Raw genomic sequence first — 12,337 nt, 5'->3', positions numbered from 1 at the left:
TTTATAAATGAAAAACAGGATCTTATTGATCAACTTGGGTGGGCCTAGAGAAGTCGCAGAAATAGAAAAATTTCTGACCGACCTTTTCGAAGATCCCTACGTGTTCGATCTCCCGTTACCAGAATTTCTAAGGCTCCCGTTGGCGCGTTGGATCGCCAAAAAAAGGGCTCCCAAAGTGGCGGCGACGTACGAATCTATGGGTTTCGGGGGAGGTTCGCCGCTCGTAGCCGAGACTCAAAAACAGGCGGACGCCATCGCAAAGGTTTTGAATACCAAAACCGGAAAAACTTGGCAAGCCGGCGTGACGATGACCTGCGGACTTCCGGATATACGGGAACTTGAAAACGAATTAGTAAAACCCGGACCTACGAACATAATACTTCCGTTATATCCCCACTTTTCAAGATCCACCGTATTGAGTACCGCGAAGTTGATTCAAAAAAAAACGAATCGATGTCCTGCGGGTCTACCGGGTTGGGTAAAGCCGTTTCACGATTCGACACCTTACTTAGAGGCGATCGGAGATCTTATTTCGGATTTTTTCCGAGGAAAATTGAACCCCGATGATTTTCTTCATTCCGACTCTTTCGGAAAAATCGATGACTGGGAAAATCTGGACCTCGTATTTAGCGCCCATGGAATTCCTTTGCGACTGATAAAAAAGGGGGACGTCTATCGGCAAGAGATCGAAACGAACGCACACAACTTGGCGGAAATCCTCCGCCGAAAAGGCTTCCGAGGCAATTATCACGTTTCATTTCAGAGTAGGGTAGGCCCTTCCAAGTGGACCGAACCGAACACGATTACGATGCTCCGATCACTCGGTCAAAGGGGCGTAAAACGTATCGCCGTTTATCCGATCAGCTTTGTGGGAGATCATCTCGAGACCCTTGAAGAAATAGGTCAGCAGCTAAAGGAAGTCGCAGAACAAAGCGGTATCACCGAATATCATCGAATACCCGCTCCCGGAATTTATCCAAAGTTCATAGACGCGATGGCTACATTGGCTTTGAATTCGTTGCAAGAAGAGAAAAAAGAATGTATCTGTAAAAAACGAGGCGGTTACATTCCTTCAAAAGGAGAATGCAACCTAAGATAAACCGGGACGTCCGATTATCTTTCGAACGTCCCGCTCCAGGCGCGCTCCAAGATGGAACTCAATCCGATGCCGTAACGGAAATTCCCTTCAACGGCGACGTTTTCCGGAAGACTACGATCCAATTCGCGATTGAACTCGAGTAAGGCCGCGTCATAAACGGGCAAGGCTGATTTCCAAACGGTCACGTAATGATTGAGCGGCTCGTCTCCGTCGGAAACGATTCGTTTACGATCCTGTTCCAATAAGGATATGATTTCCGATTCTTTCAGTTTAGAAATCTCTTCGTCCAAAGCTCCTCCGAAAATATACGTTTCCGAATTGTGGCCTTCGACGACTCTTCCCTCGAAAATTAGAGAATTCAACAATACCCCGCGCGCGCGAAATCCGGAATCGGGTGGAAACAGAATTCCGAAACCCTTTTTATTTCCGAGGAGCGGTTTTTTTCCGAAACGGGTCGCCGTAACGACCGAGACGGATCTGCAAGCCCTTTCGTAACGTTTAAAATCCGCGTCGAAGGAGGATAAAATTTTCAACGAAGACTCCAAACCTACGGCGATCGTGATTTTAGACTTAGGATATTTTTTCCGCAATAAGGACAAAGAAGGTGCGGCTTCCGAATAGAAAATTTCCGAACCGTGAGACGATTTTACCCTGGTTTCCATCGCATTTAACAACTCGCCCAAACCGCCGCGAAAACTGACCGTTCCCTTTCGTAACTTGGAAACTTTGGGAAGATTTTTTCTCTCCTTTAAAAAAGCGCCGACGTTTTTCCAAAGAGAAGCGTCGAGGGAGATGAATTTCCCCAATACGAGTTTTGCGGACATAGTCCTCAAGTCTCCCGCGTAAATCCCCGATAAACCGGGCTCGATTACGTTTTTTAACGCTTCTTCGCCGAACACACGTTTGCACCATTGAAACACAGATTCGTCTCCTCGAATTCCCGCGGAAGTCGCGACCGCTCCGTATAAAACGCGTAAGGCGCCGAAAAATGAGATCGGAATCCGTTTTGGAACTCCACCGATCCATATATATCTTTTTTTGGATTCTCGGTTGGCCGGAATAAGTTCGAGATTCAACTCGGAAGCGAGCGCCTCCAAACGATAAGAATTTAGAATTCCGTTGGCCGCGGTCTCTACGAGCCCGAACGGTGTACGGACGGATTGTATCAAACCTCCGGCACGATTCCGCTTTTCGTATACGTGGACCGTTTCACCTTTAAGAATCGAAAGAGTGGCGTACAAAAGGCCGGTAAAACCCGCGCCTAAAACGATATGATCCGGATGTTTCGAAGACACGGTTCTATGTTTTTACGGAAGAGTAGGATTGTAAATCTACAATCTAAAGAGAATACGTTTCTTTTCGAATCGAAAAGGGGCTTAAGGAAAAGGCCCCTCTAAAAGGCGAATTTGTAACCGAGTGTGTATTTGGATTCGAACGAAGAGGAAGAATACGCTCCCGTATTTCCCGAATTGGCCATTGGATTGTAGTCCAAAAGTAATCCCTTGCTCGCACCGTTCGAAATCCCGACCGTCGAAGCGACTTTACCGCCGAATAAAAAAGCGTCTGCGAGATTGATCAAATAAATTCCCGCCAAAACTCCGATGCTCGTCTGTAGATTTTTGTAAGCCTTATCGACCGCCTCACGTTTATCCTGAAAAGGGCTCATTTGTTCGTTATAGATATAAAGTGCCAACGGATCGGAAATCACGGGGGCGAGATGAGGGTTTTGAATTCCTAAAGCGGACAACAAAAGAGTTTCGTGAGAATACGGGTTTCCATAATTCTCATATTCTTTTCTTGCTACGAGATACTTACGATTGTTTTCGTAAACGGCATAACCGGCCGCTAAAAATAGGGTAGGGTAGATCACTGCTGCGAATTTTCTTCCGCTGGCCCATTGTCCCCAGCCCGGCAACGCGGCGGATCTTGCGAGCGCTCCAAATCGGGAAACCTCAGACTTAGGCGGAGGGTTCGGAGCGGGAGTAGGTTTATTCCTCTCTATATCTTCTTTTTCCCTTCTCAGACGTTCTTGTTCGTCGTTTTGTCTTTTGAGTTCGGCGTCTCTTTGTCTGGCCAGTTTTTCGTCTTCGAGACGTTTGATTTCCGCGTTTCGAATCCTTTCTTCCTCTTCTTCATCTATGTCCTTGTAGATGACTTTGAGAATCTCTCGTTTGGCGACGACACGTCTTCCTTCCTTCGTTTGAATCGTGATCGACTTCTGATTTTGTGTGACGACCTTTCCTCGAAAGGAACCTCCTTCGTGTAAAAGTACGGTTTCCGCGGAAAGGGATGCGCAAACGAATAAACCAAAAAATAAAAACGATTTTTTCAAAGACGGCATCAAAACAAGGACCTTCCTAAGTTAAAACAAACGGACTCCGTTTTAATTTCACGAAATCCTCCGTTTATGGATCAATAAATTATTGGACGACTTTTTGACCCTAAAACGCTCCGATCGGGTCCTAGATGGATTTCGAAAAAACCCTGGATTCCGGACTTTTTCGTCTCAATCGAAGGTCCAAACCGGTGCACGCATTCCTCAAAAACGGCCATCCCGTTTCGGTCAAAGAAAGAAGGTTTCCCTCCCACTCGATTAGAGTATCGACTTCCATCGAGCTCAAATACAGCCTAACGTCCTCTAAAATTTCGTCCGGAACTCGAACCTTTCCGGTTGTGGACAATTCCAAAATCAAAGCACGTTGAATCAAATCCTCGTCGTTCAGTTTATGTCCCCTGAACGTCGCGAATCGATTTTCCGAAATCAGTCTTTGGTATTTTTTTACGATTTTTTCGTTTTGGTGAAAACAATCCCAACTATCCGAGATGGCGGAGACGCCCAAACCGAGAAGCATGTCCGTCGTTTTCGTCGTATACCCCATAAAGTTTCTGTGTAAGGTTCCGTTTTTCGCCGCCTCGAAAAGAGAATCGCTTGGCAACGCGAAGTGATCCATTCCTATCTCCACGTATCCGGCATCCAAAAACATGGCTCTCGAAACCTCATATAACTCGCGTTTGACGGGACCGGAGGGGAGGTCCACCTCGGTGAAAAGTCGTTGCGCAGCCTTTATCCAGGGAACGTGGGCGTAACTATAAAAAGCGATCCTATCGGGGCGCAACGTAAGAGTTTTTTCCACGGTGCGTTTCATTCCGTCGATCGTCTGCCTGGGAAGCCCGTATATGAGGTCGAAGTTAACGGAATCGTATCCTAAATTTCTGGAAACGTCCGTGATCCGTTCGGTCATCTCGTACGGTTGTGTACGATTGATCAGTCGTTGAACCTCCGGATCGAAATCCTGAACCCCGAGGCTAATTCTTCCGAATCCGAATTCCCGAAGAATTTTCAACTGTTCGTCCCGTGTGCGCCGAGGATCGACTTCGAGAGAGAATTCGGGTCTCGATGAAATATTCATATTCTTTAATATAGACTCTATCAGAAGTTTCAAATGTGATTCTGAAAGATACGTCGGCGTTCCGCCTCCCAGATGCAGTTCCTTCAATTCCCTTCGAGCCAAATCCGGAACTTCTTTTCTGTAATTTTCGAATTCGGATAAGATCGCAGCGAGATACGGCTCCTCTACGGAATGATTTTTGGTGATCGAAGTGTTACATCCGCAGAAGGAACAAAGAGTTTCACAAAAAGGAATATGTAGATACAACGAAAGGGAGGAATTCTCACCGCTCAAACGGCCGCGGATTTTATCGAGCCATTCTTCCGTGGTCGGATTTTCGGACCAATAAGGTACGGTTGGATAACTCGTATAACGAGGCGCGGGGATATCGTATTTCGCGATCAGCTCGGCGGCGGTCCTCATAAGAACGTCTCCCTCACCGTTTCCACGAACGTTTTTACGTTGGCTTCCGGGGTTTTTGGCATCACCCCGTGGCCGAGTCCGCAAACCCAACCCACGCGTTCTTCCGGAGAAAGTTCCGAAAACGGAGCGAGAAAACGCATTAGAGTTTTCTTAAATTCTTCCTTCTCCATAAACAATAACGCCTGATCGAAATTTCCCTGTATCATACGCTTTTCGACTTTCATAACTTCCCTCAAATCCCATCTGTGATCAAATCCGAAACCCGCTAGAGCGGAGACTCCGCGTAACACATCGAAATGCGACGAGGAAGTTCCTCGTCCGTAATATCCGATTTTTCCGGGGAATTCTTCGGCCAAGATTTTGATGCCGGGAAGTACGATCTCGCGGAAAAGGTCCGGAGAAAGATCGCCGCCAGCAGTATCGAAAACAAGAACCACGTCCGCACCGCCTTCGAATTGAAGCCTTATGTTTCCCTTTAAGAATTGGACTATCGTATCAAGAAATTTCTCCCTGACTTTCGTCAAAGTTTTCGGAAGAAAAAGATTTCCTTCGTGTTTTCCAGAGACCGCGTACGTAAACAGAGTCCACGGGCCGCCCACAAATCCGATAAGGGACTTGTCTTTGGGAATCCGTTCTCGCGTAAGAGACATCGCACGTTTTTGAAACTCCATAAAGGAAATTGAATCTTCCGCGGACCTTAACCTACGGAATGCGGCTTCGTCCGAAATCGCAAACTCCAACCTTGGACCGGAATCCGTATATTCCAAACCGATACCCAACGCTTCCAAAGGGAAAAGAATATCGGAAAAGAGGATCGCGGCGTCGAAATCGAATTCGTCCACCGGACCGAAAGCGACCTCGGCCGCCAACTCGGGAATCTTGCACAAATCTTCGAAGGAATGTTTTTGACGAAGAGCCTGATAGTGTTTGTGATATCGGCCCGCTTGACGCATCATCCAAACGGGCGGAATTTTTTGCGCGATTCCGCATAACGCGTTTTCGTATCTACGATTCGACATCTTGTATTTCTCCGGTCCATTGATATCCGACGCCGCGCACGGATCGGATGACGTTGTCCCCTTCTTCTCCGAAAGCCTGCCTGAGTCTTACGATAGAATTGTCTATCGTCCTGTTCGTGGGAAAACTTTCTTCTCCCCAAAGTTTGTCTAAAATTTCCGACCTACTTACGGTCCGCTCTCGTTCGGTGACGAGGAAGTGGAGTAGGGCGCAATCCCTTTTAGAAAGCGGAAATTCATCCGCGCCGCGTTTGATCTGAAATCCCTGAAAATCGAGGACGTAATCCTTATATCTTAGTATGGATTCCTCGAGAGTATGTTTGTGAGACTCTAACACGTGTTTGACGCGAAGTAGAAGTTCCTTAAGATGAAACGGTTTCGGTATGAATTCTTCCGCTCCTAGTTCGAACCCGCGCAAACGTTCCGGCGCTCCGGCTTGTGCGGTCAAAAAAAGAAACGGAGGACAATCCCGATTCGTTTTGAGTTCCTCCGCAAGGGTGAATCCGTCTCCGTCCGGAAGACGAACGTCCAAAAGTATGAGATGCGGCTTTTCCTCTTTGACCAATTTTTTTGCGGCGATCGCGGACACGGTCCAGAACACTTCGTAACCTTCCTTTTGGAGCCGCTCTTGCAGGGTTTCTCCGAGGGAACGGTCGTCTTCGACTAACAACAGTTTGGCCTTCATACGCGAGCTTCCCGTAACTCCAAATCCACTCGGAATCCGGCCCCGTCCGCGGAGCCGATTTCCATTTTGCCTTTCATCTTTTTCATCAATTTTTTTACGATATAAAGTCCTATACCCGTACCGCTCGTACTTCCGTGTCTGTAAAAGGGAACTCCCAAATTGTTTCGTTTACCGGAAAAACCGGATCCGTTATCCGAAACTGCGATCGACACCTTTGTGTTCTGTCTCCGGGAGGAAATTTTCAGCCGAGTCGCATTCCCGTGTTTTAAGGAATTTTCCGCGAGGTTTTTAAAGACGCTTTCCAACGCTTTTCGATCTGCGAGAACAAACACGTCTTCCATAGAACTAAGTTCGATTTCGAGTTCCGGAAAATCCTCGACGATCGAAGAGATTACGTTTTTTAGATTGGTTCTTTCAATGTAGAGAATTTCCGAACGGGTCAGACTTGCGAGATACATCGCCCGGTTCATCTGCGATTCGATTCGGACGGAATCCATAAGCAATCTTTGGATGAGTTTATTTTCCCTCGGATCGGGGAGTTCTTCCTGAAGACTTTCCGCCTGAAGACGAAGACTGGCGAGAGGAGTTTTCATTTCGTGCGTAACCGTAGAGAAAAAATCGTGGATCATCTTGTTTCGTTTCGATTCCTGATACGAAAGCCAGATAAGGGTGCTTCCGCCGAGGACGAGCATCCCCAGAAAAAAATGCCCTTCCATTTTGATCATACGACTTTGTCTTTCCAAATTATCGCGACTTTCGGAAAGATCGCCTAACTCCAGTTTGGCGCTCAAGCCCGCGACCGTGTTCGTCAGTTTCAATCCTAGAAGAAACCACCAAACTCCCAACGAAAACGTTACGAGGAGCCACGCGACCGCGAAAAGAATCCTAGTATTTTTCCAGAACGAGGACATCAAACCGACTTCAACGCTTTTTCCGCGATCGACAAAGTCTCCGCGACGGTTTCGTCCGTATGAGCCCACGATAAAAAGCCGACCTCGTAACCCGAAGGCGCGAGATAAATTCCGTTGTTTAGAAAAACATGAAATACTTTCGCGAACGCTTCCTTGTGTCCTTCGGGAATCGTTTCGATCCTTCGTACCGGAGACAAAGTTTTGGCGCGCAGCCAAAACAAAGAGGAATGTGTGACGGCTTCCCAGGGACGATCCGACTTCGTATTCAAAAGCTCCACAAGTCCTTCCGAAAGAACTTTCGTCCTCTTTTCCAGAACTTCGTAAACCGATTCCCGTTTTGCTTTTTGCAACGTAGCCAAACCGGCGCGCATTCCGAAAGGGCTCCCGCTCAGAGTTCCCGCTTGATACACGGGACCGGACGGAGCTACAAGATCCAAAAGTTCCTTTTTGCCGGCGTAACAACCCACGGGAAATCCTCCGCCGATGATTTTTCCGTACGTGACCAGATCGGGCGCGACGCCGAGTAGTCCGGACATTCCGCGCAACCCCGTCCTAAAACCGGAAATCACCTCGTCAAAGACGACTAACGTTCCGTTTTTTCTGGCGAGCTCCACGATCTTAAAAATGAATTCGTTTCTTTGTATCAAAAGTCCGTAGTTTGCTGGAAGAGGTTCTATGATCACCGCTGCGATATTTTTTCCCTCCGTCTCGAACAAACGCTGCAACGCGTTTTCGTCGTCCAGGGGCAACACGAGCGTGTTCGCGATCGAATGCGCGGAAATTCCGGCGCTATCGGATGAGGATTCCCCCGCCAATCCGGATCCAGCCTTTACGAGGAGCGCGTCCGAATGTCCGTGATAACATCCGTCGAATTTCAGGATTTTCTCCCGACCCGTCGCGGCACGAGCCACACGAAGCGCACTCATCACCGCCTCCGTTCCGGAGTTTACGAAACGTACTTTCTCCGCCCAAGGAATTTCCTGCGTGATCCATTCCGCGAGTTCGAGAGAATACGGCTCCGCAGCCCCGAAACTCCAGGCAATCCCAGCCGTTTCACGAACGACTTCCTCGATTTCCGGGTCGCGATGTCCTAAAATCAAAGGGCCGAAACTCAGACAATAATCTATGTATTTTTTTCCTTCGATGTCGGTTAACGTTGCACCTTCCGCGGAGGCGAAAAAAACCGGCGTTCCTCCCACGGAACGGAAAGAACGAACGGGAGAATGAACCCCGCCCGGCGCGACACGTTTGGATCTTTCGAACAGCTCCTGCGACGTTTTTCCTTTCCAAAAATTCGAACCCGCTTTTTCCCGCGCCGTATCACGATCGATTCCGTTCATGCCAACAACTCCTTTCCTTTTCGGGCTGCGTACGTGATCAGATACGAGGCGCCCGCCCTCGAAAAAATTCTCCACGTTTCGGTAAGCGCCGCGTCGAAATCGCAGAATCCATTCTGCGAAAGATAGTGGATCGACGCGAATTCGCCGCTGACCTGATACGCGCCCGTGGGAAGCCCGGTCGCTTCCCGGATAGGGCGGATCAGATCTATGGAAGTCATCCCCGGTTTCACCATCAAAAAGTCGGCTCCTTCCTCCTTATCTCGAACGGAAGAAGAAAGCGAATCCTCCCGGTTTCTCACGTCGATCTGATACGAGGAACGATCCCCGTGACCCGGAGCGGAATCGGCCGCCGCTCGAAACGGGCCATAAAAGTTACTCTTAAATTTAGTAGAATAACTTAATATTGGAATATTAGAAAATCCGCTTTTATCCAGGACTTCACGGTGACTTCTGACCCTTCCGTCCATCATATCGCTGGGCGCGATTCCGTCGGCGCCCGCTCGTGCGTACGTCAACGCGATCTCCGAAAGATGCAAAACCGAACCGCGGTTGTCGATGCTCCCGTCTTCGCGCAAAAGCCCGCAATGACCGTGCGTCGTCAAGGAACACATACACGTATCGATCCAAAAAAACGCGTCCGGGAATTCCCTCTTTAAGGTTGAAATGGATCGTTCGTAAAAGGATTTCGGAATCACGGTATTCGATTTCGTTTCGGGAACCAAAAACAGCAGAAACTGATCCACACCCGCCTTGAGGTCGGACTCCGTTTGACGCAAAACGGAAAGTTCCGTGTCCCGGAATACTCCGGGCAGAGAATCCATCCGTTCCCTTTCCTGCAACCCTTCGACGACGAACAAAGGTTGTATCAGCTTTTTTGAATTTAGACTTTCCGAAGAGGCGAGGTTTCTAAGTCGGGGATTCAGTCGGATTCTTCTCTGTTTGGTTTCCAAGTTTCCTTCCTTCGAATTCTTTCAAGCCCAGGCTTTGCAGCCAAGACTCATAGTGTATAAAGACGGACAAACGCGCGGTTTCTCCCAGAACTTTTCGTATATGGTCGTATGTGATTCCGGGACCGCACGCGTGATTTCGATCGCGAATCTGCGGATACAAGGACAATGCTCGGTCGAACTGGGAAGCGCTCATCCAAAAGAAATGGGTTTTGGCGGAAAGATCCGGATGCTCCTCCAACGGCTGCACCCGATACGTGAGCACACGTTCCAATCCGGAAGCGATCTCCGTAGAACCGACGTGTGTGCACTTTACGAAACGCACCGGTTTTCCAAAAAGACTTCCTTGCGGCAATTCGTCTTCTCCGAGCGCATCCAGAGAACCGTTGACCCAAACGTCCCGTTCCGCCAACTGAAACCAGGTTTTTAATCCGGAAGTCCATACCAAACCTTCGTGTTTTACGACTCGATCGATCCGCGGATACGCGTTTCCCCGAGTGACGAGCCAATCCAGTTCCGCCAAACTTTGCGGCGATAGGATACGATCCTCTTTGCCGTCCGCCGTAAGAACGTAACCGTTTTCGGAATCAAGAGGAATCCGTTTTTGTTTTACGGCTTCGCCGGGAAGGGGGTAACAGTAGGAGAGGGCCCGCGCCGCAGGCGCGGGCGTATCCGAAAATTGTGTCTCGAGATCCAGAAGTTCCCCCGCATCGGAAATTCCGCGGCGGTACAAAACCCTGCCGTACGGACGATCCAAGACGGAAACTCCGATTTTCTGATGGCAACCGCCGCCGTAACTCCGTAGAATCCTGCGCTCCTCTTCTACGGCAGAGACCGTTCGCAAATCACTCAATGATTTCAGAATATTCAAAGACCATAAATCATCCGATCGAACCTCCGCCGCAATCGCTCCCTGGGCCGGAGCCGAGGGATTGAGCGAAAGCGGAAGAACCTGAAACAGGGACTCCTTCAAAGAGGAGGACAAAAATTTTCGTATTTCTTGATATTCTAATGAATCGGATTCCGGAAAATCCTCGGACAAAAGTCTGTCGAGTGCGGCCTTTGCCAAAACGAGACCGTCCGCGTCCGATTCCATCCACTTACGGATTCGCGTCTGGATATTCCCCCGCACCGGAACAAAAACGAGGGAGGAGGTTTCGTATCGGGAGGGAAGAAGTTTGGGAAGAAATTTCCCGAGGTTGAATTCGCGGCGGGGAGAGGACGTCTGGAGTTTCAATTGTTTAGGAGAAACGAGATCCCGGGAAGTTTTTTTCCAAAGCAGAACGTCCCTTTGATCGGCACGATCGAGAACTCCTAAGATAGTCGTCCCCGGATGTCCGTCCAAATCCAAATCCTTCCAAGAATGGACGACCGCATCCACTTGACCGTCCACCAGCTCTTTGGTTAAATCCTGGGTGAAAACTCCGCGCGTCCCCATTTTCCAAAGAGGGGTTTGTAGATCCTGGTCTCCGGACGCTTCCCGGAAATAAAGTTCCACGGAAAGGTCGGGAAATTTTTTCCGCAACGCGTCGAGTACAAGATATGTTTGAAGTTTAGCGAGTGCGCTCTTGCGGGAACCGATCTTCAGAACGCGGGACAAGTCAGATCTTCCCAACCGAAAATAAATTGTTGCGCTTCCAGCTCTCGTTCTTCCACGAGTTCGTCCAAAGCGGGACTCACCGCTTCTCGAACACGTTGCGCTTTCTCTTCCGTTTCACGAAGAGAATCCAACATCGCGGCGAAGGAAATATACGAGATCCGATCCGGAATATTTCCCTCGAGCGGGAATTCCCGAAAATCGATCAGAAGAGAACCGGAATTCATCCGATCCAAATACGGAGTGAGATCGAGCGGAGCGGCGACTACGACGGCGCGATCTGCAGAATCCGGGAACCAGTCGGAGAGAGTCCGAACGGGAACTCCGAAAGTAACGGAAAGTTCACCGAGACGCAACTCGTTCCTTCCAACCAGAACGACGTTTCTATCCTTCATCCAGGGAAGAATTTTTTCAGCGAGTTGTCCCGTCCCCAAAAGAACCACATTCGTTTCGTCTTTTAGATATTTATTCGCCAGTCCGCCGTAGGATTGTTCTCCTAAATTCTGAAGATAACGGGAACGAATACTCCTTGAATCTTGAATCAACGAATCGCGAAGTTTCGCGAGATATTCTCCGAAGGCGGAAGAGGGGAGGGATGCGGTTTTGAATTTGTCCCGAAACTGAGCGAGCACTTCCGTCTCTCCAAGCAGGCGGGAACGAAGACCGGATATGACTTCAAGCAAAAAGCGATATCCCTCGTATCCAGTGTATGTCTCCAAAGGAATCGAAGCGCGCGGTTCCCGGTGAATTCTACTGTCTGCGACCCAGATCGTACGCATACAAGTGGACCACGAATAAGAACCGGGAACTTCTGCGACGTCTCTGTCTTTTTGAGTGGAATGATAAACTCGAAGAGTAGACCACATATCGATGATTGAACTATACCAGTTTCGACGCCTTGATTGTCAAAGAAGTGTCACCGTCCCAAAA

General features: G+C 48.9%; 11 protein-coding genes. 1 reads left to right on the top strand and 10 read right to left on the bottom strand.

What is annotated here, in order from left to right:
• The first annotated feature begins 7 nt into the window (after positions 1 to 7).
• The gene (gene hemH, locus EHQ17_RS01705) at positions 8 to 1,099 is read left to right on the top strand and encodes a ferrochelatase (protein ID WP_135591815.1); all 1,092 of its coding nucleotides are present in this window, start codon (positions 8 to 10) and stop codon (positions 1,097 to 1,099) included.
• A gap of 14 nt (positions 1,100 to 1,113) precedes the next feature.
• On the opposite strand, the gene hemG is transcribed toward hemH, so the two are convergent.
• The 10 genes from hemG to EHQ17_RS01655 all read right to left on the bottom strand — a co-directional run bounded on the left by hemG (position 1,114) and on the right by EHQ17_RS01655 (position 12,273).
• Positions 1,114 to 2,394, bottom strand: coding sequence for a protoporphyrinogen oxidase (gene hemG / locus EHQ17_RS01700; RefSeq protein ID WP_135591817.1), 1,281 nt, complete (start codon positions 2,392 to 2,394; stop codon positions 1,114 to 1,116).
• A 98-nt stretch (positions 2,395 to 2,492) separates the two neighbouring features.
• Positions 2,493 to 3,440 carry an LA_0442/LA_0875 N-terminal domain-containing protein gene (locus EHQ17_RS01695; RefSeq protein WP_135591819.1) on the bottom strand — a complete coding sequence of 316 codons (948 nt, stop codon included), beginning with the start codon at positions 3,438 to 3,440 and terminating at the stop codon, positions 2,493 to 2,495.
• Between the two features lie 121 nt (positions 3,441 to 3,561).
• On the bottom strand, positions 3,562 to 4,911 hold the full coding sequence (hemN, locus tag EHQ17_RS01690) for an oxygen-independent coproporphyrinogen III oxidase (protein WP_167881163.1): 1,350 nt from the start codon (positions 4,909 to 4,911) through the stop codon (positions 3,562 to 3,564).
• Positions 4,908 to 5,930, bottom strand: coding sequence for a uroporphyrinogen decarboxylase family protein (locus tag EHQ17_RS01685; protein WP_135591823.1), 1,023 nt, complete (start codon positions 5,928 to 5,930; stop codon positions 4,908 to 4,910). Before EHQ17_RS01685 ends, hemN begins: the two co-directional genes overlap by 4 nt.
• Positions 5,917 to 6,612, bottom strand: a complete 696-nt coding sequence (locus EHQ17_RS01680) for a response regulator transcription factor (RefSeq protein ID WP_135591825.1) — start codon at positions 6,610 to 6,612, stop codon at positions 5,917 to 5,919. The genes EHQ17_RS01685 and EHQ17_RS01680 overlap by 14 nt, the downstream gene beginning before the upstream one ends.
• Positions 6,609 to 7,523 (bottom strand): sensor histidine kinase, encoded by a 915-nt coding sequence (locus EHQ17_RS01675; protein WP_135591827.1) that lies wholly within the window; start codon positions 7,521 to 7,523, stop codon positions 6,609 to 6,611. Before EHQ17_RS01675 ends, EHQ17_RS01680 begins: the two co-directional genes overlap by 4 nt.
• Complete coding sequence (gene hemL / locus EHQ17_RS01670; RefSeq protein ID WP_135591829.1) at positions 7,523 to 8,863, bottom strand: glutamate-1-semialdehyde 2,1-aminomutase; 1,341 nt, start codon at positions 8,861 to 8,863, stop codon at positions 7,523 to 7,525. The genes EHQ17_RS01675 and hemL overlap by 1 nt, the downstream gene beginning before the upstream one ends.
• Positions 8,860 to 9,813 (bottom strand): porphobilinogen synthase, encoded by a 954-nt coding sequence (hemB, locus tag EHQ17_RS01665; RefSeq protein ID WP_135591831.1) that lies wholly within the window; start codon positions 9,811 to 9,813, stop codon positions 8,860 to 8,862. Before hemB ends, hemL begins: the two co-directional genes overlap by 4 nt.
• Positions 9,770 to 11,410 (bottom strand): type 2 periplasmic-binding domain-containing protein, encoded by a 1,641-nt coding sequence (locus EHQ17_RS01660; protein ID WP_135591833.1) that lies wholly within the window; start codon positions 11,408 to 11,410, stop codon positions 9,770 to 9,772. The genes hemB and EHQ17_RS01660 overlap by 44 nt, the downstream gene beginning before the upstream one ends.
• A complete protein-coding gene (locus tag EHQ17_RS01655) occupies positions 11,395 to 12,273 on the bottom strand; it encodes a Rossmann-fold NAD(P)-binding domain-containing protein (protein ID WP_135591835.1) in 879 nt (292 codons plus the stop codon). The genes EHQ17_RS01660 and EHQ17_RS01655 overlap by 16 nt, the downstream gene beginning before the upstream one ends.
• Between the last annotated feature and the right edge of the window lie 64 nt (positions 12,274 to 12,337).

It is taken from the genome of Leptospira gomenensis (assembly GCF_004770155.1).
In the GTDB taxonomy this organism is placed as follows: domain Bacteria; phylum Spirochaetota; class Leptospiria; order Leptospirales; family Leptospiraceae; genus Leptospira; species Leptospira gomenensis.
This window is presented reverse-complemented; position numbering and strand designations above follow the sequence as displayed.

Bases quoted from the DNA above. Each gene is read 5' to 3' on its own strand.
- hemH (WP_135591815.1), top strand. From the start codon at position 8: ATGAAAAACAGGATCTTATTGATCAACTTGGGTGGGCCTAGAGAAGTC.
- EHQ17_RS01655 (WP_135591835.1), bottom strand. From the start codon at position 12,273: ATGTGGTCTACTCTTCGAGTTTATCATTCCACTCAAAAAGACAGAGAC.
- hemN (WP_167881163.1), bottom strand. From the start codon at position 4,911: ATGAGGACCGCCGCCGAGCTGATCGCGAAATACGATATCCCCGCGCCT.
- EHQ17_RS01695 (WP_135591819.1), bottom strand. From the start codon at position 3,440: ATGCCGTCTTTGAAAAAATCGTTTTTATTTTTTGGTTTATTCGTTTGC.
- EHQ17_RS01680 (WP_135591825.1), bottom strand. From the start codon at position 6,612: ATGAAGGCCAAACTGTTGTTAGTCGAAGACGACCGTTCCCTCGGAGAA.
- hemL (WP_135591829.1), bottom strand. From the start codon at position 8,863: ATGAACGGAATCGATCGTGATACGGCGCGGGAAAAAGCGGGTTCGAAT.
- EHQ17_RS01685 (WP_135591823.1), bottom strand. From the start codon at position 5,930: ATGTCGAATCGTAGATACGAAAACGCGTTATGCGGAATCGCGCAAAAA.
- EHQ17_RS01675 (WP_135591827.1), bottom strand. From the start codon at position 7,523: ATGTCCTCGTTCTGGAAAAATACTAGGATTCTTTTCGCGGTCGCGTGG.